Origin of the sequence: Vulcanisaeta distributa DSM 14429 (assembly GCF_000148385.1) — an archaeon.
Classification (GTDB): Archaea; Thermoproteota; Thermoprotei; order Thermoproteales; family Thermocladiaceae; genus Vulcanisaeta; species Vulcanisaeta distributa.
This window is the reverse complement of sequence record NC_014537.1, coordinates 1,515,157-1,539,101: the sequence shown is the minus strand read 5'-3', so window position 1 is coordinate 1,539,101 and position 23,945 is coordinate 1,515,157. Positions and strand designations below refer to the sequence as shown.

General features: G+C 41.9%; 22 protein-coding genes and 2 tRNA genes. 11 read left to right on the top strand and 13 right to left on the bottom strand.

Annotated features, from left to right (window positions below):
• Window positions 1-24: 24 nt before the first annotated feature.
• Window positions 25-828 (top strand): nucleotide-binding protein, encoded by an 804-nt coding sequence (locus VDIS_RS07995; protein ID WP_013336728.1) that lies wholly within the window; start codon window positions 25-27, stop codon window positions 826-828.
• 2 nt (window positions 829-830) lie between these two features.
• On the opposite strand, the gene VDIS_RS07990 is transcribed toward VDIS_RS07995, so the two are convergent.
• The 4 genes from VDIS_RS07990 to VDIS_RS07975 form a co-directional block, all read right to left on the bottom strand.
• Entirely contained in the window at window positions 831-2,693 is a 1,863-nt protein-coding gene (locus tag VDIS_RS07990) for a type II secretion system F family protein (RefSeq protein WP_013336727.1), read from the bottom strand.
• Window positions 2,694-2,729: 36 nt separating this feature from the next.
• Window positions 2,730-3,323, bottom strand: a complete 594-nt coding sequence (locus tag VDIS_RS07985; protein WP_013336726.1) for a lysine transporter LysE — start codon at window positions 3,321-3,323, stop codon at window positions 2,730-2,732.
• 179 nt (window positions 3,324-3,502) lie between these two features.
• Complete coding sequence (locus tag VDIS_RS07980) at window positions 3,503-4,267, bottom strand: ABC transporter permease (RefSeq protein ID WP_013336725.1); 765 nt, start codon at window positions 4,265-4,267, stop codon at window positions 3,503-3,505.
• Between the two features lie 2 nt (window positions 4,268-4,269).
• Entirely contained in the window at window positions 4,270-5,265 is a 996-nt protein-coding gene (locus VDIS_RS07975) for a daunorubicin resistance protein DrrA family ABC transporter ATP-binding protein (protein WP_013336724.1), read from the bottom strand.
• Window positions 5,266-5,461: 196 nt separating this feature from the next.
• Between VDIS_RS07975 and VDIS_RS07970 the strand changes: the two genes are divergently transcribed.
• Complete coding sequence (locus tag VDIS_RS07970) at window positions 5,462-6,211, top strand: SDR family NAD(P)-dependent oxidoreductase (RefSeq protein WP_013336723.1); 750 nt, start codon at window positions 5,462-5,464, stop codon at window positions 6,209-6,211.
• 110 nt (window positions 6,212-6,321) lie between these two features.
• On the opposite strand, the gene VDIS_RS07965 is transcribed toward VDIS_RS07970, so the two are convergent.
• A tRNA-Lys gene (locus tag VDIS_RS07965) sits at window positions 6,322-6,395 on the bottom strand.
• 105 nt (window positions 6,396-6,500) lie between these two features.
• Between VDIS_RS07965 and VDIS_RS07960 the strand changes: the two genes are divergently transcribed.
• Together VDIS_RS07960 and VDIS_RS07955 are read left to right on the top strand one after the other, a co-directional pair.
• On the top strand, window positions 6,501-7,568 hold the full coding sequence (locus tag VDIS_RS07960) for a phospholipase D-like domain-containing protein (protein WP_013336722.1): 1,068 nt from the start codon (window positions 6,501-6,503) through the stop codon (window positions 7,566-7,568).
• 59 nt (window positions 7,569-7,627) lie between these two features.
• Window positions 7,628-7,726 (top strand) — tRNA-Met (locus VDIS_RS07955).
• Window positions 7,727-7,949: 223 nt separating this feature from the next.
• On the opposite strand, the gene VDIS_RS07950 is transcribed toward VDIS_RS07955, so the two are convergent.
• The gene (locus VDIS_RS07950; protein WP_013336721.1) at window positions 7,950-8,747 is read right to left on the bottom strand and encodes a hypothetical protein; all 798 of its coding nucleotides are present in this window, start codon (window positions 8,745-8,747) and stop codon (window positions 7,950-7,952) included.
• A gap of 364 nt (window positions 8,748-9,111) precedes the next feature.
• Here VDIS_RS07950 and VDIS_RS07945 point away from each other — a divergent pair, with 364 nt between their 5' ends.
• Window positions 9,112-9,591, top strand: a complete 480-nt coding sequence (locus VDIS_RS07945; protein ID WP_013336720.1) for a hypothetical protein — start codon at window positions 9,112-9,114, stop codon at window positions 9,589-9,591.
• A gap of 10 nt (window positions 9,592-9,601) precedes the next feature.
• Here the strand turns inward: VDIS_RS07945 and VDIS_RS07940 are convergent, their stop codons facing one another.
• From VDIS_RS07940 to VDIS_RS07920, 5 genes are all read right to left on the bottom strand, one after another.
• Window positions 9,602-10,819, bottom strand: a complete 1,218-nt coding sequence (locus tag VDIS_RS07940) for a pyridoxal phosphate-dependent aminotransferase (RefSeq protein WP_013336719.1) — start codon at window positions 10,817-10,819, stop codon at window positions 9,602-9,604.
• 125 nt (window positions 10,820-10,944) lie between these two features.
• Window positions 10,945-11,319, bottom strand: coding sequence for a cupin domain-containing protein (locus VDIS_RS07935; protein WP_013336718.1), 375 nt, complete (start codon window positions 11,317-11,319; stop codon window positions 10,945-10,947).
• A 225-nt stretch (window positions 11,320-11,544) separates the two neighbouring features.
• Complete coding sequence (locus tag VDIS_RS07930) at window positions 11,545-12,900, bottom strand: serine hydrolase (protein WP_013336716.1); 1,356 nt, start codon at window positions 12,898-12,900, stop codon at window positions 11,545-11,547.
• 26 nt (window positions 12,901-12,926) lie between these two features.
• Window positions 12,927-13,946, bottom strand: coding sequence for an MBL fold metallo-hydrolase (locus tag VDIS_RS07925; protein ID WP_013336715.1), 1,020 nt, complete (start codon window positions 13,944-13,946; stop codon window positions 12,927-12,929).
• 28 nt (window positions 13,947-13,974) lie between these two features.
• Window positions 13,975-14,598: an FkbM family methyltransferase gene (locus tag VDIS_RS07920; protein WP_013336714.1), complete on the bottom strand. Its 624-nt coding sequence runs from the start codon at window positions 14,596-14,598 to the stop codon at window positions 13,975-13,977.
• A 122-nt stretch (window positions 14,599-14,720) separates the two neighbouring features.
• Here VDIS_RS07920 and VDIS_RS07915 point away from each other — a divergent pair, with 122 nt between their 5' ends.
• Entirely contained in the window at window positions 14,721-16,043 is a 1,323-nt protein-coding gene (locus tag VDIS_RS07915; RefSeq protein WP_013336713.1) for a purine-cytosine permease family protein, read from the top strand.
• A gap of 43 nt (window positions 16,044-16,086) precedes the next feature.
• Here the strand turns inward: VDIS_RS07915 and VDIS_RS07910 are convergent, their stop codons facing one another.
• Window positions 16,087-17,982, bottom strand: coding sequence for an ABC transporter substrate-binding protein (locus tag VDIS_RS07910; protein WP_013336712.1), 1,896 nt, complete (start codon window positions 17,980-17,982; stop codon window positions 16,087-16,089).
• 126 nt (window positions 17,983-18,108) lie between these two features.
• On the opposite strand from VDIS_RS07910, the gene VDIS_RS07905 reads away from it, so the two are divergent.
• The 5 genes from VDIS_RS07905 (at window position 18,109) to VDIS_RS07885 (ending at window position 22,943) form a co-directional block, all read left to right on the top strand.
• Entirely contained in the window at window positions 18,109-19,134 is a 1,026-nt protein-coding gene (locus tag VDIS_RS07905) for an ABC transporter permease (protein WP_052885924.1), read from the top strand.
• Window positions 19,127-19,987 carry an ABC transporter permease gene (locus VDIS_RS07900; protein ID WP_013336710.1) on the top strand — a complete coding sequence of 287 codons (861 nt, stop codon included), beginning with the start codon at window positions 19,127-19,129 and terminating at the stop codon, window positions 19,985-19,987. Before VDIS_RS07905 ends, VDIS_RS07900 begins: the two co-directional genes overlap by 8 nt.
• A gap of 4 nt (window positions 19,988-19,991) precedes the next feature.
• Window positions 19,992-20,984: an ABC transporter ATP-binding protein gene (locus VDIS_RS07895; RefSeq protein WP_013336709.1), complete on the top strand. Its 993-nt coding sequence runs from the start codon at window positions 19,992-19,994 to the stop codon at window positions 20,982-20,984.
• Entirely contained in the window at window positions 20,981-21,970 is a 990-nt protein-coding gene (locus VDIS_RS07890; RefSeq protein ID WP_013336708.1) for an ABC transporter ATP-binding protein, read from the top strand. Before VDIS_RS07895 ends, VDIS_RS07890 begins: the two co-directional genes overlap by 4 nt.
• Before the next feature lie 85 nt (window positions 21,971-22,055).
• Window positions 22,056-22,943 (top strand): GH12 family glycosyl hydrolase domain-containing protein, encoded by an 888-nt coding sequence (locus VDIS_RS07885; RefSeq protein WP_171804853.1) that lies wholly within the window; start codon window positions 22,056-22,058, stop codon window positions 22,941-22,943.
• 20 nt (window positions 22,944-22,963) lie between these two features.
• Here VDIS_RS07885 and VDIS_RS07880 read toward each other — a convergent pair whose 3' ends face one another.
• Window positions 22,964-23,941 (bottom strand): ABC transporter transmembrane domain-containing protein, encoded by a 978-nt coding sequence (locus tag VDIS_RS07880; RefSeq protein ID WP_245522482.1) that lies wholly within the window; start codon window positions 23,939-23,941, stop codon window positions 22,964-22,966.
• Window positions 23,942-23,945: the final 4 nt, after the last annotated feature.

The following is a 23,945-nucleotide window of genomic DNA, read 5'->3' as shown; positions in this document are numbered from 1 at the left end:
AAGCATTATGTAATTGGTGATTCTGTGAAGACAATACTAATAACAAGTGGTACGAAGGGCGGCACGGGTAAGACTACGATAGCCGTGAACATGGCCGTCATACTAGCCTATGAATTAAGGAGTAAGGCTCAATACCCAGTCGTGCTTATAGACCTGGGTTTAGACAGTGGTACGGCAACCCTACTAATGCTCGGCAATATTGAGGAACAAATGCCATACACACTGGCTGATTACTTCATGGGTAAGATACCCGATCCACTCTCCACATTCTACGTGAAGACCTGGCAAATTGATAATGACACCTTTAAGCTCGTGTTCACGGCATCCCTTAGTCAATACCCAAGTCAGGTTAGGATTGATAGGTACCTACTCAGGGGCTTATTAAATGCTGTGGGAGCCATTTCACCACTGTACGTAATAATTGATACCCCAGCCCTCGGCTTATCCTATGACACATTAATAACGCTACTTGAGGTTAGCACTAACGCGATTCTTATTGCCATACCTGACCATAGCAGCTTGAGGGCTGTTGGTAATGTGGTTAATTTAATACGTGACCTAAAGGCAAGTAATAAGTTACTGAAGCCAATATTAAATATGTTAAATATTAAGTATCCCGTGGATGCATTGAGTGGGCATCCATGGACAAAACTCCTTAGGGATATTGTTGGCATTGAGCCCCACGTGATTCCATATGATGACCTATTCCCAATAGTTAGGCAGGCATTGGAAATAGAGAGTCTTAAGTTATCATTTTATGAGTCGCCAGCCCTCGACTCAATTTTTAAGTACATAGATTATTTAATGGAGACCGTACCACCAGGCTAGGCTTAATACGGTACGCTCGTTGATGGCGTGGACATGGCACCAAACAACGCATTCGCTAGGAACGGCGACATTGCGTAGACAAGGACCACCATCAACGTCAATACCACCGCATGCCTAAACCCAAGGGATAACTCACCCTCACCAAGCTTTCCAGCTATTAATCCCATTATGAATGAGTCAATCGTTATTGTGAAGGAGAATGATGTGGCTAATAAATTGATTAATGGGCTAGACGTAGGCCCACCAGCAGCAACACCACCAGGACCAACCCTAGTGACTATTGCAACCACGGAGAATATCAAAACCACCAATGTAACTATCAAAATAACGGCACCAATGTATGGGACATACCTCAGAGGCCTTAGTCTAGCCCTCATGTTCTCCTGGACACTCACTATTGACGATGCGAAGCTTGCGAGCATATCAAGGACCTGTGGTGATGCACCACCAAGGTCTATCGTCTCGGTAAGTAGGAATGTAAAGACCTTTGAGTAATAACTGTGTAGTTTGGGCATTATTGATGATAGGACCTCCCTAATCGGTACACCATACCTAATCTGCCTAACCATGGTATCTAGGTACTTATCAAAGGCACCATACCTCCTGGTGTACTTCAAGGTCTCAAAGGTCTTCTCAGGTGTAAAACCACTCTTCCTCAACTCAGTCACATCCCTAAGAAACTCCGCATACTCCCTATCAATCTCCCACCTCTCACTAACAACCCTCATGGAGTAGATCGCGGTCGGCACGAAGGATAAAGCCAGAGTTAAGCCAAAGACTATCGTGAAATCCAATGGAATCGGCAATCCACGAATATAAATCCTATTACTCAAATCTCTGTGAAATAACATTACATACTCAAGAACACCGAGCACCACAGCCACAGTCAACGAAGCGCCAGCCCACTTATAGGGCCTATAGTCGGTGTATGGTGATCTGAAAGCCGATACCTCACCGAGGTATATGAACGCTACTGATATTGCAGGTACAACGAATAGACCGAACATGTAATTCGAGTTTATTGCCTGCATGAAGGCCGCATACCTATTACCGAAGGGTGTCACGGCCTGTGCCAGGTAAAGCACGTCCAAGCCAATTAGGAGTATTGCTGCTGAACCTATGTAACTCTCCATGAGCATTCCAAGGAACTCGGCGGCCCTATTCATGCGCTCAATGGCATTACTAACAATGTCATGGAGCCTAGTGTTTATGTAGTGAACAACGTCACCGCCAGTCCTAACCGTGGTTATGTAACCACTAATGAACTCCCTAAGCATCCTACTCTCTATTGCAGATGATACGTTTGATAAGGCCGTCAACGGATCCTCACCAAAGACCTTAAACCTAATGTATGCCCACCTAGCCACCTTACCCACGACCTCCAGTATCTTCGCCTCGGCAATTCTCTCCACAGCCCTAAACACCGAAAGCCCTGAGTTTGTTATCGCAGAGACGTAGGCCACGAAAAACGGTAATTCAGTATCAACCTTAAAGGCGAGGTCACTTGAGGTTATTCTTGGCATTCCAATCATTATTTCATACACTATCAATGGCATGAATATGAGGACAACACCAATGATTATTAGCACCAGATCCCTAATACCGTACTGGGTTGAAAAGAGGAGTTTCATTCTAAGTAGTATTAATGCATTGTTTAGGTTTAGCGTTATGAGAAGGATACCGAGTGGAGCCGTTATTACGAGCATTATTGTTGTTATAAATAAGACCCTCGCTAAATAACGTTCAGGGCTCGTGAATGATAATGATGATGAAAGGCTTTTCTCAAGCCTTTCGTAAATCCTCGTATTCCTTAACCTTAGGATTAGTGGTCCCATTACAGATAGTGCTAGTTCGTCTAGATCCACATTCTATTCTATAATTTCAACTTTATAAACTTACCTCTACATGAAATGCGTTAACGCGTGAATAATTATATAGATGGCGAAGGCCATTATGCCCAACGCCGAGACGAGTTTAACCGCAAAATCAACCTTGGAACCACCATAAACCTTACCAACATAGACAGCGTATGGAAACGTAAAGACCCAAATGAGTATTGCCGTGAACAAACCCACTATGCTGAAAATACCGAATATGCTCATGAATGATAGACCAGCCGTGAGCCACCAAAAGACTTGATACGGATTCGTTAAACCCATGGAAACACCCATAAAGTAATTAAGGAGCACAGACCTATTACCACTGGAGCTCCTAGGAGAGAAGGTGGACCTTAAAATTGACACGGCTAGGTAAATCATCACCGCAAAACCAATGAAGTATAGGTAATACACGTAATGACCCAAAACCCTGGAGAAGAGGTAGGTAATAACCATGAGTATACCATCGGCAGACATCGCCCCAAGACCAACACTGGTCCCATGAATAGGCGACCGAGTAGCCTCAGCAGCTATCAACGCATTCATAGGGCCAGGGGGAACGGCAAGGAGGAAACCAAAGACCATCCCAAGCATAAAATCATAAAACTGCTGAAACATTGAGGAGACCGCCTAACGCCTAAAATTAAAAATTACGCATGAATTCTAAGTTAAGAGATGATGAGGATAAACCCGACGGACTATGAAGAATACTTGACCGACTGATACGCAATGACCAACGTGATGTCTCATTATAATGTTATTTAACAAACCACATCATGCATACGTGTTTTGCCTTCCTACTCAATTATCCTTCTAAATTCGATGGATGCTAATATGATGAATAACACTGTGAATATCGTCAAAGCTAATAAATCTATTACTAATCCATTGAGAGAACCTATTATCATCGTCTTTCTCAGGGCATCGACAGCATAGGTCAATGGATTTACAAGTACGAAAATCTTAATTGGTACGGGCATGATACTTATCGGGTATATTGCATTACTCGCGAAGAATAGGGGCATTGTTATTGCCTGCCCAATTCCCATAAACCTCTCCCTAGTCTTCATGTGGGAGGCAATCCATATCGAGAATGCTGAGAATCCAATGGCCGTAATCATCACTATGAATAATGAAAGCAATAAATAAATTGGGTTTGGTTCGATCCTAACGCCTAATGCTATGGCTATTGGCGTTATTATTATGAACTGAAACAATGCCCTGATTATTGATGCTGATGACCTACCAAGAACAATGGACATTCGGGAGACGGGCATCGTTAATAGCTTCTTCAAAATCCCAGACTCCCTTTCCCAAACAATTGTTAAGCCGTAGAAAATGGATACGAAGGTCACAGACTGCATAATCACGCCAGGCGTTATGAATGCGATGTAGGGAATACCACCGGTGGGTAATGCCCTAACCCTAGCCATCACGGGGCCAAAGACAACAAGCCAAAGTATTGGCTGAACAGCCCTCGTATAAAGCTCAGTCCTATTATACTTAAGCCTACGTGTTTCAAGCTCCACAAAGGCAAGGATAGCATTAATGAAATTGCTCATACTTAACCCCTCATAACAGCTTTCCTAACAGTCCTCAACTCACTCATACTACCCTCAATCTCACTAATCCTCTTACCGACATATTTCAGGAATACGTCATCAAGTGATGGCTTATGTACTGATACCCTCCTTATCGATATACCATGATTAAAAATAGTACTTATTAATATAGGCAATGACTCATCAGCATTCCTCACCATAACCCTAACAATATCCTCATCAATGATATTAACATCTATAACGCCATTACTGACCCCCTTCAATATCTTCACGGCTAATTTAGCATCATTAACTACGAGTTCAATAACATCATTGCTGATGGAACTCTTCAACTCATCAATAGTACCCAGCGCGATAACCTTACCCCTATTAAGTAACGCAGCCCTTCTGGCGTATATCTCCACCTCATCCATATAATGAGAATTAAAGAAAATGGTAATGTCTCTTTCCTTATTAAGTGCAATTAACTTCTCCCACACAAGTCTCCTAGCTGCTGGATCCAGACCAACCGTTGGCTCATCCAGGAATAAAACCTCAGGTTCGATTATTAACGCGGTGGCAATTTCTAACCTCCTTATCATACCACCTGAGTACGTACCAACCAATCTATTCGCAGCATCCATTAAATCCATGAGCTCTAAAACCTCCCTAATCCTCCTACGCGCCTCACTACCAGTCACCCCATAAACCTTCGAATAAATGAGTAAGTTCTCATAGCCAGTTAAATCCATCCAAACACTAAACTCCTGAGGAACATAACCAATAACCCTCCTAACCTTATCACCCTCCCTAACCACGTCATAACCCATCACATAGGCCGAGCCAGAGGTTGGCCTTATCTGCGTCGTCAATATCCTCATGAGTGTAGTCTTACCAGCGCCATTAGGACCAAGCATAGCAAAGACCTCACCTTCATCCACACCTAATGAAACACCATCAAGGGCTCTTACACCATTACTATAGATCTTAACTAAATCACGCACCTTAATGGCCTGCATATAAACCAATTACGCAGAAGAACACGTGCCATTTAAATTACCTACTCTCAATATTCGCATATTTATGAGACAAGGCATTGAATGCGCGGTCAATAACACCATGTTATTAAAGATAAAAATCTATAATGAAATAATATTTAATCATTATAACTTACTGTGAAAAAGCTTATATATTTGAATTATTAAAACATAAATTATGCCCATATTAAAGAATAAGGTCGCAATAGTCACAGGAGCTGGACAAGGAATAGGAAGAAGCATCGCCCTAAGGCTGGCGAGGGATGGCGCCATTGTCGTAGTCACGGACATAACGGGCAAGGAAAATGAAACCCTCAATGAAGTAAAGAACCTTGGTGGTCAGGGAATGGCGCTGAAATTAGATGTGACCGATCCGAGGATGGCTGAGGACGTGGCCAAGAGGGTCTATGACGCGTATGGCCGTATCGACATCTTGGTGAATAACGCTGGGATATACCCATTCAAGCCATTCCTTGAAATGACGTTTGATGACTGGTATAGGGTGATCAATGTGAATTTAAATGGTACCTTCAATGTTACGAAAGCCGTAGTCCCCTACATGGTTAAGCAGAAGTATGGCAGGATAATAAACATAGCGTCCGTAGCAGGTAATGCCATGGGCTTCGCAGGATTAACACACTACAGCGCATCCAAGGCCGGCATTGTCGGCTTCACAAGGGCCCTGGCACTGGAATTAGCCCGTTATGGAATAACCGTAAATGCAATAGCCCCTGGCGCCGTCAAGACGCCAGGCGCAATGCAGCCAGGTAGTGAGGAACAAATAAAGATGATGGAACAAATAATACCAGTGGGGAGGTTGGCGGAGCCTGAGGACATAGCGTCTGTAGTCGCATTTTTAGCCTCAGACGAGGCAAGTTATATCACGGGAGCCCTAATAATCGTTGATGGTGGCTGGACAATAACATAAAAGCATAATAGAAATTCTCAATTCTAATACAAAATAAAACACACAATCTGTCTTTCGTTAATACATCTACGATAGCACAATAACATGATTATGAATCAGTAAAAAGTTAGCGGGCCCGGTGGGATTTGAACCCACGACCTACGGGTTAAGAGCCCGCCGCTCTACCTGGCTGAGCTACGGGCCCATCTTCGGCTATTTTTCACTAATTTAAAAGCATTTTTCTAGGGTCTTCATGGCATTGTGTACTTTTAGTGCTTTGCTTAAATAATTAAGCTGGAATTAGGACTTGATGAGGCTTGTCTTAATACTCGTATTGGCTATTATCGTTGCCCTATCCATAAACTCGTATGCACAGAATTGGTATGTCGCTATAAGTTCGAATCAAGTCTCAATCGTAGTCTCACCTACGAACTCAACCTACATACTCAATGTTATTGGTGAAGCGAGGTGTTGTGTGTATGCCGAGGTTTATGAATTAACCTATCAGCCTCTCATTAATGAGCTGGCTAACTTGGCACAGAGGGGTGTTGAGGTTTACGTGGTCTTGTCGGGTAATGTGTATGGTGGGATACCTAAGGAGGAGTACTCAGCCGTTAATGAGTTAATAAGTTCTGGTGCTCACGTTTCGTTTAATTACGGTTATGACTATGTGCATAGTAAGGTCTTCGTTGTTGATAATGAGACCGTAATAATAGGCTCAATAAACCCAACCTACTACGGCTTTGAGAGGGACCTAGGTATCGACCTCGTGATTGAGAACTCAAGCATAGCCCAAGTCTTCGCCGAAATAATACTCACCGATTACCACAATGAGTCAATCACGCAGATTAATTACCCAGGTATTGTGGTGTCACCAATAAACTCAGCGGAGTACCTAGAGGACTTACTCAGTCAGCCAGGAACACTTTACATGGCCATGGAGGAGCTCTACCCATCCTCTGGTATGTACGGCCTAATCCTGACACATAGTGATAGGCTAATACTCGTTGGACAACATACCGAGAATGAAGAAGCGGTCAGCGAATTGAACGCAGTAATGATCAAAGACCTAACGGCCAAGGCGATAGTCATCGGCGATTACGTTTACGTAGGAAGCGTAAACCTCGATTACAACTCACTAAATCACAATAGGGAACTCGGCATAATAATAGAGAACCCACAGATAGCCCAGGAAATAACCACAATAATACAACAATGGTACAACGAAAACAACACACAAAACCAACAAACAACACCACAGGTTAATTACGCAACACCAACACAAACCCTACTCCTCCTAATACTAATCATAATAATCATATACATGCTAAGATACACGCTAAGACCAAGAAGACGAAGAAGAATGCCAAGGCTATAACCATGAATAAGACGGCCATAGAAAAACACTTTTAAACCAGAGAAGGAGAAGGTCATGGAGCGGGGGTAGCTTAGCCCGGCTAGAGCGCCCTGGGGCAGCAGCCCCGCGTAGGGCTCATAACCGGGAGGTCCCGGGTTCAAATCCCGGCCCCCGCACCATGGTCGTTGTGTTTGGGTTTTATCGTTATGGCTATTTAATAGGTGTGATTGTTTGTGGTGGGTGATCCTGTGGAATTGTAACGTGTGCCGTGGGTTATTCATTGTTTATTGTTCGTAAAAACATTATTAATTATTTATTGGTATTAATGCCTATTATGTATTAATAATAACGTTGTAATAGGTTTGTTTTATTTTGAGTCATTGTAGGGAGGAAGGAGGTATTTTATATAGTTTCCGTTATTGACTTTATTATTTCCTTTGTCTGTTCTATACTTTTTTGGATTCCTTGCCATGTCTCGAGTGGTACCCTTATCTTCACGTTCCTCCACCTGTTGAGCACATCATCAACGTACTTCTCCGCCTTCCTTAGGCACTCTGGGCATAGGTAGTACTTGCCGACTGGTATTACGTCGACGATCTCCCTATTCCCATGGTTATTCATGTGGCACTCGAGTTCAATTCTCCTAACGCCATCCTCAAGTTCCTTAATGATGTTTAACTCACTTAACTTTGAGTGTACGGTTTCCACGAAGTCGCTGATGTACCTAAGCTCTGAGTAGTCCTCTGGCATGAATACATTGGCTATGTTGGCTATGCTTCGGACATCATCCTCAATAAACCAATCCGCAACACTGAGTAGGAATGCCGCATTCAACATACTGTCTAACCTACTTATCAATTCCTCATTAACCCTAACCCTAGCCGCAACACCACCATCAGGGTTTAAGAATTCGATATACGGCTCCTTACCACCTACAATCCTATAATCACCCCAGTCACCGCTCTTACCACCCAATGACTCCTCAATACTTGACCACCAAACCCTATACTCACTCTGACCAACCCTAAAGGACACGACAAAGCCGTCAGTAAACATCGGCCTAGCCAGAACATCAACATTACCGATAACGTAATCCCTGGGAACCTTAATAGTGATTCTATTCCTAATTGAGTCCCTAAGCGACCTCAGCTCCTTAATAATCCCGACCACGTCTCCAAGACCAACCTCAACAAAACTCATACGATGAGTTATTGCCAGGGATGCATTTAAATCTTTTTAGTATGTTCTGGATAAAGATTTTATAGATCTCTATATTATATTGCAATTATTCCCTTGTAGAAGATAAAATAATATTTGATATAACAGGAAATGATATGTACAATAATTACTGGAAAAGAAAAAAGAGATAGTGATTTCATTTGAGCCCACGATAGTGGGCTTACCTGATATTTTGCTACTTTTATTTATTTTTGCTTTTATTTAAAGGTTTCTCCAGTGTTTTCTTTAGAATGATCCTATCATTAGTTTTGTGATTTTATTTGCTATTTGTAAAGTATCGTGTGAATCATTAATGTTAAATATTGATTAAGCTACTTACCTTATCGTGAGTATAAGGAGCTGTACTGAGAGTGGGATTATGTGTTCGAGGTATTTAAAGGCCTTTGATTGCTTGATTGTTCATTTTTGGTTTCATGAACTTGAATTAACAGTTGAATTTATTATTAATGATTATGGATTTCTTGATTCATTAATAGTCGAGGGACCTATTTTTCGTAGCCCGGGTAATTACGTTCAAGTTAGATTTGAGGTCTATACGAAGTATTCATCGATATATGGTGACGTTATTCGTAACCATGGCGATAAGGAGGTCCTTATACGGATATTATGTGAGGGAGTTAGGAGGGAATTGTTCATACAGTATAGTAATGAGGATTTCATAAATAATCCATGTAAGTACGCCGGTAATATAAGAGGTATTGCGAGCAATCCTAATGATGATTTGACTCTGAAAATAATTACTAATGTAATGAGTAACCTAGGAATAACGCCTTTAGGTGAAAAATCCGACTTATTATTATGCTAAATCACACTGCTTAATTTCCCTCCACGGCCTTCCTAATCCTCTCTATGCCCTCCCTAATTAATCCCTCATCAAGCGCGAAGCTGAGCCTTACGTATTCCCTACCCATATTTGTTTCTGAGAAGGCTGTTCCTGGCAATACGACGACACCGTAATTCTCAAGTAACCAGTCAGCGAATTTCTCAACATCCATGCCCAATTTATCGAGTATTTTCTTAACCCTTGGATACATGTAGAAGGCGCCCGTACTCCTCCAAACCTCAATGCCTGGTATCTTCCTTAACTCCTCATACATTACATCTCTCCTTCTCCTGAATAGATCGATCATCGCCCTGGAGCTCCTCCAGGATGTCTCATTCCTAAGGGCCTCAACACCGGCTTTCTGGGCGATGCTTGGTGGGCAACTATAGGTATTTGCTGCCAACTTCCTTATTGGCTCGATAACCCCCCTACTCGCCACCAGGTAACCAAGTCTCCAACCAGTCATTGAGAACGTCTTGCTAAAGCCATTGGTGTACAGCACGTAGTCTCTCCAGTCGGGCTCAAGCTCCAGGACGCTTTTGAAGGCCCCAGGTTCATAGACGAAATTATCATAGATCTCATCAACAATAACCAGTAATTTGTAGTCCTTAGCTATCTCAAGCAATTTCATAACCTCCTCAGGCCTGAAAATGGCGCCGGTGGGGTTATGCGGATTATTTATTACAATGGCCTTCGTCTTCGTGGTAACAGAGTTCTCTATGGTCTCTAGGTTAAGTCTAAACCCATTCTCTGGGTCAAACTTCATGGCAACGTAAATGGGCTTACCGCCGAAGAACTTCGTGAGCTCTGGGTAGGCTGGGTATGTTGGGTCTGGTATTATAACCTCATCGCCCGGCCTTACGTAGGCTGCTATGGCTAGGAAAATAGCCGTCTTAGTGCCTGTGGTCACAATAACCTCATCAGGCCTAACGCCGGCGTGATACCTGTAATTGAGGTAATCAGCAATGGCTTCTCTAAGCTCCCTAATACCCTCCGTCTCTGTGTAACCAGTGAATTTCTCATCAAGGGCTTTCTTGGCTGCATTTATTATGTTATCAAAGGTTGGTATGTCGGGTTGGCCAATGCCAAAGGATATAATCTTAATGCCCTTTCTCTCAGCCACCTCACGCGCCTTGGCTAGGTACGTGAAAGCCTTCTCGCCTTGTAACTCCCTGACAGTATCCTTTAAATAATCATTAATTGGATTCATCAGCTGAGCATTATAATAACCTCTTAATAACTATTTTTCAACAAATAATCTACATCACACTAATTATTACTATATAACATGCTGTTTTGACCCTAAATCATAAGAATAAAGTTCAAAACATTCAATCACTCCAGGGGCTTCAGCGACATATCATCCTCATAGGAAATAACACATATGAACTCAGCCTCATCATTGCCAATATTCTCAATTGCATGCGGCTCATACGGCCCTGTGAAGAAGAAGTCCCCTGGACCAAGCTCGTATATCTTACCATCAGTCCTAACCCTGAGTTTACCCCTGAGAATTACAACAGCCTCAGTATACTTATGATTATGAAGGGGCATAAAACCGCCAGGCTTAACTATGAACCTCCTAACAGCGTATTTAGAACCATGTTCCTTAGTTATTAACCACTGAACGTAAAAACCCCTCGTCCCTCTTAATAGTTTTGAAACATCCTCAGGAGGAACATTATTTATATTGCCAACAATCACAGACATTATTTAACGCTGGAGTACTTAAGTAACACTGTCACATTGGGACACGCCGTATAAATGCATAATACTTACCGTATTCTTGAACATTATCTATATACATATATCTATCGGCATCTTCATTCGAGTCACTCCTCCTTATATTACCTCTGTTAAATTTTATTCTAATCATACGGATATCGTATAACGTAGTTCTTTAAAAATCTTTCTACGAGAATAAACCTTAACTGCTCATTCTCGTTTTATGAATTTAAATCTCTCGTAAATGAGGGTCACCCTGTTACCTTCTATAAAGAACTCAGCAGGTATTTTGGTCCCATTCATTAGGGTGTAGAATCTGGCGTAATCCCTTCTTACCTCATCTGGCACAAGTATTGTCGTCTCCTCAGTATACTTCGTCACGCTCTTCATTATTAAGTAGTCTCCCTGCCTCTGTATTGAGATCTTTACAGTACCGCTATATGCCTCATACGTGCCCTCTAACCTCTTATTCACCTCCTCAATCATAAAAGCCCTTAATTCACTTGGGTCATGACCAAGCAGCTTGCTTAGTACGTAAATTCCCATCTTTGATAGGGGATAGCCCTCGGCATTCGCCATTATAACGACCCCAATTCTATCGCTTGGTACATATGCCATATCCGCCGTGTAAACACCCACATTACCACTATGCTCCACTAACTTCCTGCCATAGAAGTCCTGACTCACTATTAGTCCATAGCCGTACCTCTCATCACTGACTATCTTCCAAGGAACATCAATGTAGCCTCTCTCAGCCCTCTCTACCCACTCCCTGCCCAGTATCTTAACGCCATTGAGCTCACCTCTATTTATTAGCATTGATACGTACCTCGCCATATCAATTATATTACTCAATAACCCACCATCTGACGTTATTCCAAATGGGAACTTACTCGGTAAGTGCCTACCCTCCTTATCAATTATGTATGGAGTGGCGACTTCAGGGTCCTTAAGAACCTCATCGGCTTTGAAGTATGTCCTATCCATGTCGAGTGGCTTCAGTATCTTCTCTCTAACGAAGTCCTCATAGGGTATACCACTAATCTTCCTGATTATTAAGCCCAGTATTACATAACCCTCATTCAGGTAAAAGAATTTCTCACCAGGCCTTGCCACTGCCCAATCAGCCGCATTCCTCATAAATGACAACACATCCTCAGGTGTGGCCAGTGGTAGCCAATTGCTATCGAGACCAAGTACACCATTTATGTAGGCCTCCGCGTAGCCAAGTGCTGGCAAGCCGCTGCTGTGAGTCAGTAGGTGGTGTATTGTAACCACACCTAATGGGTTTAGCTTAACCTGCACGTACCTATCAACGGGATCCTCAAGACTTAACTTACCCTCTTCCGCGAGTTTAAGTATTGCCAGTGCCGTGAAGGACTTGGTTATTGAACCTATTCCGTAAATTGTCCGCGGTGTTGCGGGTAAGCCCTTATCAATATCCCTAAAGCCAAAGCCCCTGGCGTAAACCAACTCATTACCCTTAATAATGCCTATACTCAGACCCGGCAACCTAGACTCCCTAATTTTACTGAGAATAAACTCCTCAATATCCTCAAAATCCATTGATAAATTAGTAACTCTGAACCTAATTAACCTAATTGTGGTATTAACTCCCTAATATCGCACGCAACCTCCTTAGCGATTCCGTACTTATAGTCGCCATTCACCCTAACAATGTTTAATGATTCCAGGTACTTAATAAGGGCTGCGGTCTCCGTTAATGCCATGTACCTATTCATTAGGTCGAGGTCTACGTACTTCTTATTATCCATCCACCTGAGCCTATTCGCAATCTCAAATATGGTTAATTCCTTACCCCTCAACACATTCAACGCTTCACATAGCCTTGAGACCCTATGCGCAATGAGTTCATTTATCCTATCATTAACACTACATATTTCGCCCTCATGTCCTGGGTATATGCACTTAAGACCCGCCCTCTTAATCTTGATAATTGAGTCCAGGTAATCACGAAGTGGATTACCTGGGTTTATTGGGGTTAAGCCAACATGCGTTGTTATTGTTGGTAATATTAAGTCGCCCGTAAATGCAAGCCTATAGTCATCAAGTATTATCGATATGTGACCCGGTGAATGACCCGGTGTTAATAATACATGCGCTCCCCCAATGCGTTCCTCCTCCGTATTAACTATGATGTCCGGGTTAAACATACTCAATTTCCTTCTACTCGATAAACCACTAGCTACGTTCTTATAGAGTTCCATCTCAGTATTGGGAACTCCGTAGCGCATTAGTAATTCAAGGAACTCTTTAATGAATAAGTCCCTGTCAAGCATCTTCAGAAGTTGTTCATAATCCCTCCTATGCATGACAATGCTTAACCCAAGCCTACTGCGCAACCCATCAGCTAAACCAGTGTGGTCAATGTGCATATGCGTAATGAATAACAGATTTAACCGACAACTCGGTATTTTATTCAACTCATTAATTAATGGATTAAGGAGCTCAGTATTTGGGTAACCGGCATCAATCATTACACACTCATTATCCCTCCTTACTACGTATGAAAATACGTAACCAGGCTCCATGGGCATGAATATCTTTAATTGATAAATAAGGCCATTAACCTTCTCAATAAGCTCTATCATCGCCTTATGAGAAATTAATTCATTGATTTTAAGTTATTCTCCGGCAATAAACATAGCCATAATCCTCATGAACATGCCCAATAAAGGCACACTCAAAGTCCCTGTTCAATACGTTGAGTAATTCCTTAACTGGTATGCCAGTGACCCACCTGTGGTACTCAAAGATTAACTCCCTGAATAATTTGACGTGCTCATAATCGTTAAGTATAACGTCATACTCACAGCCCTCACAATTCATCTTTAAAACATCAGTGTTTATGCCAGTCTCATTAATAATTTCACCCAGCGTGACTAACTTGACCCGAGCCCCATTAACGCACATGTAATCATTAACCACAGGCCCGAAGTAAGTAGCCATTATACTCCCCAGGTCCATGTCCACGGGAACGCATGTCACGCCGGAGATACTACTAAGTGCTGCATTGATGGGTATCACCCTATTAATTAATTCCCTCGACCTAATATTCCTAACAAGCTCCTTAAATGCCTTAGGATGAGGCTCGACAGCCACAACCCTACCTGCACCCCTCATTACGAAGTAAATTGCCGTGTCACCAATGAATGCGCCGACATCGATCACGTCCTTATTCCTAAAATCAATCACTCCATACCTATCATCATATATCGAGAGGTAATCCGCGTAATAATCCATTATAGCACTATAGTGAAGAGATAATTTGGCATTTTCTGCCCAGCCCACTTAGTTAAGCCGTGCTGAGTCACCGCAATTTTTGCCATATAATGCTTACTTCCCCATTTGCTCTTCTCTGTCCAATGACATCGATAATAGAAAGGCTCGGTATAGAGCACATACCAAGCTCAATGAGGCATGGTAAGACCATGTATCAATTCACGCTGTGGTTTGCGAGTAACCTAACCGTAGCCGACTATGCCCTTGGCCCAATACTATACATGCTGGGTCTACCAATTCCCTGGCTGGTACTCGCCCTAGTACTTGGCAATGTACTAGGTGGACTATTGGTCGGGCTTTTGGCGGCCATGGGGCCTGCCTACGGCTATCCACAGATAATGATTTCAAGGGCTGCATACGGTAGGGTTGGGAACCTACCCTTCGCAATAGCGAATTGGGTTAGCACCCTTGGTTGGTTCTCGGTGAATGCGATAATTGGTGGTTACATAATTAATTACGTAGACCCAGCAATACCACTTTATGCCGCAATCCTCATAACCGTGTTGACTCAATTCATAATCGCACTCTTTGGGTACGATGTAATACATAGGTCTGAGTACGTACTATCAATAATATTGGGCATAATGTTCGCGGTCTCCCTAGCCCTAGCACTGTCAAAGCCACACCTACTGAGCACTTATGTAAGGACTGCCTCCTTCAATCCATTCAACTTCGCAATAGCACTGGCGACGGTGTTCAGCTACATAATGTCGTGGGGCCCATACGCCAGCGACTACTCACGTTACCTGCCGGAGAACACGAGTAGAACGAAGATAATAGCCTATGCGGCCCTCGGAGGCTTATTGGCCAGCCTATGGAGTGAGGTGGTGGGCTTCGCCGTCAGCGCAGCCACTGGGAACACCAGTGGCTTACCGACCGTGCTTGTCCAGTTCATGGGTAATTACGGGGTCGCCTACGCCATAATAGCCGTGATAGCCCTATTCCTAGGCGCACTGGCTGCCAATGTCCTCAACATATACACCAACTCCCTATCAGCCCTGGCAATTTACAATAAGGCAAGGAGGTGGCAAGCGTTAATAGCCGGCGCGGTGGTTGGCACGGTAATGGCAGTACTCGGTGGGTTGAACTTCGTGGGTTACTACGAGGGATTCCTACTATTCCTAGACTACTGGATAACGCCTTGGATCGGCATACTACTAGTGATGTTCTACGTGAATAAAACCAGGGATTGGAAACTCGTGGAAAACGGACCGAAGGTAATATGGAAGGCACTACTCGCCTACGTAATCGGCTTATTAATCTCGGTACCATTCATGAACCTAAACGCCGCGACAGGAGGTTTAATACCCTTCGTAGGCCCAGTAGCCAATGCCCTTGGCGGTGCCGACATAAGCTACTTCATATCGTTTATAATAGCATCAATAATATATTTAATCATTACATAAATAAAAATATATTTAATTTTAATTATCTTTTAAGCTAAATGACTTACCTTCTTCTCCTTCTTGTGATTAGCCATGCAACAATCGCAATTATTATGACTATAACAACCACAACAATTATTACTGTTATAAGTAATGATGAGCTAATGGAAACAGCAGGCTTTGGCTTAACGGCAGATACAGGCTTCAGCCCAAGCACAACCCATACTTCACCAGAACCAGACCAAGGTGACGGCCACGCAACTCCTGGATTATTCTGATTAGGCCAGCCAACCCAGTACTTAGTTGAGTATCCGTACCATGCCGAACCATATACTAATGGTATAACGGGAACAGTCTGTAGGAATATCTCCTCAAGCTTTGAGTAGAGTGGTAATACAGCGCTTAAGTTACTTGGGTTGGTGTACATTAATTGCTGAACTAATAAATTGTATGTTAAGTTATTAAATCTCTCGAAGTCGCACCAAGCAATGGTTGGTGAAACACAACCCCAGTAATATCCCCAGTTATTAAAGTACGTCACCGGTAATAGACCACTTGGGTTCCATAGAGCTGCTTGGAATTGACCGGTCTGAAGATCTGACCAGAATGTTGACCAACTAGGCGTAACGGCAGTTGCGTCAATACCGACGGCCTGTAACATCTCGGCTATCAACTCTGCCTGTTCATCCCAATCAGTCCAACCCGCTGGTGCCATTATTGTTAATGAAAGCACCGTGCCATTTGGCGTCACCCAATAACCCTGTGCATTCTTATGGAATCCTAAACTCTCAAATATTGCTATAGATTCATTTGGGTCATAGTACCAACCATATTCCTTAAGTATTGTCGTATTAATGACCTCCTGGAAATATGGACCAAAGGCGTTAAATAACTCCGTGGTTGGGCCTGGCCATGCGCCATCAGGACTCTCTTGGTTATTCTCAGCAATAACAGCTAATTCTGTCGTGTTTATTGCAAATGCGACTGCCCTTCTAACTGCCGGTATGTCCCATGGATACTGCTGGTAATTAATCCATAATGCAACTACATTTATTGGTACCTGATACGGCGGGTGCGTATAGAACGTATAGAAGCTCTCATTATAATACTGCCAAACATTCATTATAAAGAAGCCATTCCAATCAAGCATTCCCTGGGCAATTAATGAAGGTGCTTGAACATTGCTTGTTGCAACCATACTAACTACGTATTCAGGTGGGTAATCTGGGTTTATACCAAAGACACTCCAACCCCACCAATTCGGATTCTTTATGTAGACCTGTTCAGTATCACTATAGTAATAGCCTTCATATGGCCCATCACTTATTGTGTATGGCGGCGAGGTTGCTGGTGGGTTTGTCCATGTACATGGATTAGAGACGCTTGACCAAACACTGGCTGGTACCACCTGCATATCCGTTAATATCTCTTGGTAGAGGGCGTACCAATTAATTTCACCAACGAACACCAACATGGCCGATGTCTGATTAAGGGCAACGGCATTTTTCAACGCACCGGTCCAGGTACCCCACACCCAACTCCACCTTGTGCATGTGTAATTCTTACCTAACTCAAGTGTGAATACCACGTCTTGAGCCGTAACAGGCTGGCCATTTGACCACGTGGCCTGCGGTCTAAGGTTGATTATAACTGCCGTTGAATTATATACGCTTAATGATTGAGCAAGTAATGGAATTAATGAATCATTAAATGGGTCATAGGTAAACAATGTTAAATATACAAGATACAACTCCTCACTTGTTGGCGGATAAACTATTGGATTAAAGCCATTACTTGGTGGCGACCACATAGCGCCACCTATGTATAGTGTTTCATTTCTCGGAAAGGTCAGCGTCTGTTGAGCGTAGCTACTTGGTATTGAGATAAGTACTAATACGAGCGCTATAGTTAGGGTTATTGTTGCTATTAGTACATATTTACGGGACACTTTACTTAACATCAGGGAATCTATAAGTATGGTAAAGGCATTTAAATATTAAGGGTGTTAAGAGTATACTCTTAGCACCCTTAATTACTAATTTTACTACCTAAAGCTTAAAAGCGCTTAATGAATCAATCATTAATTATGGTTGCTACTTATGTTCGATACTTAATTAGGAGATTTTTTGTTTACGTATTAATTTGGTTCGTGGCTAATAGTCTCGTTTTTCTACTGCCTAGGTTGTTACCAATAAATGTTGCTAATATAATAGTTGGTAGGTTAGAAAGTGCCGCCATTGGTTCAGCAGGGACTTACTCACCTCAGGCCCTTCAGAAGTTGTATAATTTTGTTTATCAATATTTCGGGCTGAACCAATCTTTATACATTCAATTCATTGATTATTGGAAGGGTATTTTTCAGGGTAATTTCGGTATTTCTGCATGGTTATTTCCTGAACCAGTTGCTAAAATAATAAGTAGCATCGTATTTTATGACCTTGCACTGCTCATTCCGGCAATATTCCTTGGATTTTGGGTTGGTAATAAGCTTGGCGCTATAGCCGCCTTTAATAGGCATGTTGATAGAATATTAATGCCCATCCTATACTTCATTGCGTATTCGCCGTACTATTGGCTCGCAATGCTACTGATAACGGTCTTTACATTCTATCTAAAATTACTTCCATCAACGTTCACATCAGAGTACACGTTCACAATGCCGACGTTTACGTGGAACTTTATATCAACATTCCTTAAGGAGTGGATATTGCCGTTCTTATCGGTATTTCTGGTGTCCATTGGACAGTGGGCCATTGGCATGAGGGCTAATATCGTTGGTGAGCTTGGTAGTAATTATATAACTTATGCCGAATCCTTGGGCATTAGGTACGATATTATTAGGAATTATGCCTATAGAAATGCGTCATTACCTCAATATTCAGGCCTAGCCATTAACCTGGGCTTGATTTTTGTCAGTGCAGGTGCCGTGGAGTTCATATTTATGTATCCAGGGATGGGCTGGATCATTTGGAATGCCATAACAAACCTTGATTACTTCTTAATGGAGGGTGCTCTGTTCTACGTGATAACCATGGTGGTAATTGCAAACTTCCTAATTGAGATTGTCTATGTTATTATTGATCCAAGGGTGAGGGTGGGTACATATGCCTGAGATTAGTGAGATTAAGTCATTATTTAGGTCAATATTTGGTGATAGGTCGTTTTTAACAGGCTTTATAATGTTCCTTCCAGTGATTATACTAGCAATAATAGGACCAATAATTGCGCCATATAAGCACCCAGATGCAGTTGTTGGTCCACCTGGTGTACCACCAAGTTCACATTATCTCCTTGGCACGACACTCTATGGGCAGGATGTATGGAGTCAGTTGTTATTCGCTACCCCAGCGACGTTAATTATTGCTGCCATGGCAGGTGCAATAGCGACCGCGATAGGCATAGTCTTAGGAGTTATAGCTGGTTATTTCGGTAGAACGATCAACGACATCATTAATTTCTTCACGAACCTATTCATCGCAATACCCGTTACTTTATTCGTTATGATACTTTCGATCGTCATTGGACCTAAAATATCGAATTTATTAGTAGCTACACTCACAGGGTTATTTAGTTGGAGCTGGACAGTCAGGGCTGTTGATCCCATGACGAGGAGTATAAAGGCTCGTGACTTCATAAATGTGGCTAGGCTTAATGGTAGTGATTCGTTTGAGATCGCCTTCGGCGAGATTTTACCTGTTATACTGCCGTATGTCGTAATCGTATATATAATTCAATTTAATGCCGCAATAATGACCATAGTAACGCTCAACTTATTTGGTATCGGATCTCTCTCAATAGCGACATGGGGTACCATGCTTTATTGGTCTGTCATCGCGACGGCATTCGCTTACGGTATTTGGTGGTGGTATGTACCACCTGGTTTCCTAACTGCCTGGACGACACTAGCATTAATATTAATGGTTAGGGGGTTAAACAAAATATTTAATCCAAGGTTGAGGGGGTGATTTAATGGCTGAGAATGTATTAAGTGTTGAGAGGTTGAAGGCTTATTATTTTCTTGAAAACGGACTTTCCGTTAAGGCCGTCGATGATGTCTCATTTATTATTAATGAGAATGATGTTTTAGGAATCGTTGGTGAAAGTGGCTCAGGAAAGAGCACCCTTGCCATAGCTATTTCGGCATTAGCTAAACCACCTCTCCGGGTTGTGGATGGTAAGGTATTGTTTAAGGGCATAGATATACTTAAACTGAGTAATGAGGAATTGAGAAGAATACGCATGGAACACGTATCGCTAATTCCTCAATTCGCGATGGATGCCCTTAATCCAACAATAACGATTAAGCGTCTACTTAGGGATGCCCTTAAATCCCACATTGATAGTGATGAAAAGATTGAGGAAATAATGAATTCCAGAGTCCCTGAGCGATTATCAATGATAGGCCTTCCAAAGTGGGTCCTTGATAGGTATCCCTTTGAATTATCAGGCGGCATGAGACAGAGGGTTAGTATTATGATAAGTACAATACTTGATCCAGATCTCCTAATCGCTGACGAACCAACTTCATCGCTTGATGTAGTTACACAGAGGTTAGTTATTCAGTTCCTAAATGAATTGGTTGAATCACGTAGAGTTAAGTCAATGCTCTTCATAACGCATGATATTGGTGTAATTGCGCAATTAGCCAATAAAATTGGGGTAATGTATGCTGGTAAGCTTATCGAAGTTGGTAATGCCAACGACGTACTTAAGGAGCCGTTGCACCCATATACCAAGGCATTAATCATGTCGATACCCAAGTACGGCACAAACATAAACAAGATTAGGTTAAAGGGACTTAAAGGCGAGCCACCAAGCTTAGTGAATCCGCCTAAGGGTTGCCGCTTCTACGATAGATGCCCCTACAGGATGGATATTTGTAAAGAGAAAGAACCACCATTAGTTAAGGTTGGTTCTACCACAGTTACATGCTGGTTATTCGCTAAGGGTGATGGCCAATGACTGAATTCATATATGAAGTTAAGAACTTGACGAAGGCGTTCGAGGCTGGTTTCTTCCGTACTAGCAAGATCGTGGCTCTTAATGATGTGACATTCAACGTTAGTAAGGGCGATGTATTATCGATCGTTGGCGAGAGCGGTTCAGGGAAGTCTACATTAGCTAAAATATTACTTAAGCTAGAGAAACCAACAAGCGGCAAGGTACTTTATAAAGGAGTTGATTTAAGTGAAATAGATAATAGAAGGTATTGGAGAGAGGTTCAAGCCGTATTTCAGGATCCATACGCATCATTTAATCCTGTTCATAAGGTGGATCGTGTACTCAAGGCGCCACTTAAGAATTACTTTAATCATCTTAGTGAACGTGATATTTATAACCGTATTAAAGAAGCCCTTGAATTTGTTGGACTAAGGGCAAATGAGACTCTTGGTAAGTACCCGCATCAATTCTCCGGTGGCCAATTACAGAGGATAATGATTGCGAGAGCGCTTTTAGTTGATCCTGAGGTTTTGATAGCGGATGAGCCAGTCTCCATGATAGATGCATCGCTTAGGATTGAGATACTGAATTTACTTCATGATATAAATGCTAGGAGGAGGATAACAATTCTATTTATTACCCACGACCTGTCACTTGCATCCTACATAAGCAATAAGATACTTGTGCTTTATAGAGGGGAAATCATGGAGTATGGCGATTCTGAGGAGGTTATTGAGAACCCACTGCATCCATATACTCAATTATTAATGTCTTCAATACCCCAGGTTGATAGGAAGTTTGATAGGAAATTGGAAATTGAATTAGAAAAGATAGAGGAGGTGAACCTCGTTGGTTGCGTATTTCAACCTAGATGCCCGTATGCACGTGATGTATGCATTAACGTAAAGCCAAAAATAGTCAGTGTAAAACCAAATCATTTAGTGCGTTGCCACTTATATGGAGAAAGCCAGGGCTCATGGCGATTAAATGACACTCGTAAATCGTAGGTACGTAATTATTTCATCAATATTAGTGATTATTATCGTCCTTACTATAGTACTTATATTTTTCCTCACTAACAAATTGACATTGATGGGTTCGAGAACGATTAGTAATAGGTGTATTTGTAGAGAGAACTATACATGTTTAACTCTGAACTCTTCACTGGAATTACCTGGACCATCTACGTATATAATAGCGTGGAGTAATAACAAGTATGAGATATACATAAACATGTGGAACCTGGCAAACTTTAGTAAGGGCTATGCAAAGATGACATATAATCCTAATAAGGGTGTACTTTGCTTTTATGCGTTATTAAGTAATGCTGTATTGAAAAGTCCAGAGAGCCAGGTCTGGGGTTACCCAGAGATATTCCTCGTTGGTAAAAGTCCGTGGTTTAAGTCGCCGGTAAATGAGATAATTAATTTACCGCAAAGGATAAATGACTTATTAAGTTCATACCCTAACCTAGGAATTTATGTAAATTACACACTGATACATAGTCCATCAACACCTATGGATTGGGCATATGATATTTGGTTTCTCAGGGATCCAAACGTAACTGGTGTTGGGCCAGGTGATGCTGAGATGATGATTTGGCTTTACTATAGTGGTTATAATACTCAATGGGCCTATACGGGTATTAACGTTAATATACCGATTTACGTAAACGGAACCCTAATTAATGAGACCTTCATGGTATTGATAAATTGTAATCATGGGGCTGGTTGGACATACATAGCCTTTGTTCCAGTTAATGGTGGGTATAGAAATGGTAATATTGGTGTATGGTTGGCCCCGTTCTTGAACTACATGGTGACATTATTACCACAGAAGTGCCCATCAATATGGAAAAGCCCAGATAATGTTTCCAATCTATGGCTCATGGATATAGAGTTAGGCAGTGAGTTTGGCAATATGTACATCAACAGCAGTGAGATTTATTGGAGGATATACAATATTAGCATAGTTAGATGATATACCATGCATTTTATCCTCTAGTCTTCAATCAATTCCTCGATTCTCCTGATCGGCACCACGTTTTGAGCTAATAAACATATGCCCCATAACGCATTTATTAATGATGGATAGGCATTCAATGAAGCGTATATAATGCCTATTAAACTACCCAGCGACATTTCATTAGTTCGTACCCTATAAATGCCCAGGCCGGATAATAGTAAAGGCGTCGCATACGCATATGCCAACGCCGATGACCAATAAACCCTATCCCACTTTATTTGATTAGATATTCCATTGATCCATTTACGTAATGAACCTCGGACTAAATCAACGTTATTAACGTCCCCCTTGAGAAATTCCTCAACCCTGTGTATTGACTCACTATACGCACTCCTCTCAATTCGCCTGGCATTCTCCACACCCCGGACATAAGGCTCGATTATCAACGCTGATAGGGGTACGAGAACCAATGCAATACCTCCAATTAGTAGGTCTAACTGCATTATCGTTATTATCGATGTTAATGCAGTGAGTATATTTGGCATAAAGGTATTATACATATTACCAATATTCCACATCACAAAATCAACATCATTTACAATCCTACCAATGATATCGTTAATATCACCATTATTTAGCCTGTCAATTCCATCATTACTAACCCTATTTATTATTAGCTCTTTAATATTAACAATAGCCTTAGCTATACTGTTCCAAAAGGGTCTAAATAACCATTCGGAAGACGCGTATAGTAAGGATACAATAATCATGGTAATTATGAAATAAATAACGGAATTTGTGAGGAAGAATGAGGAATTTTCCTTAACCATTGAGTTAGTGAGCCTTGCTAATGCAATTGGTATTAAGTATCCAGAGGCAATAGCCCTTAATATGTAGGAAATTAGAGCTAAGGCAAAACCCATGTCAACCTCAGGCTTATGTACGTACTGAATATAAAAGCGGGCCGTACTTAATAACGCATTCATTAAGCCTGACCTTGATTTGTTAACCATACTA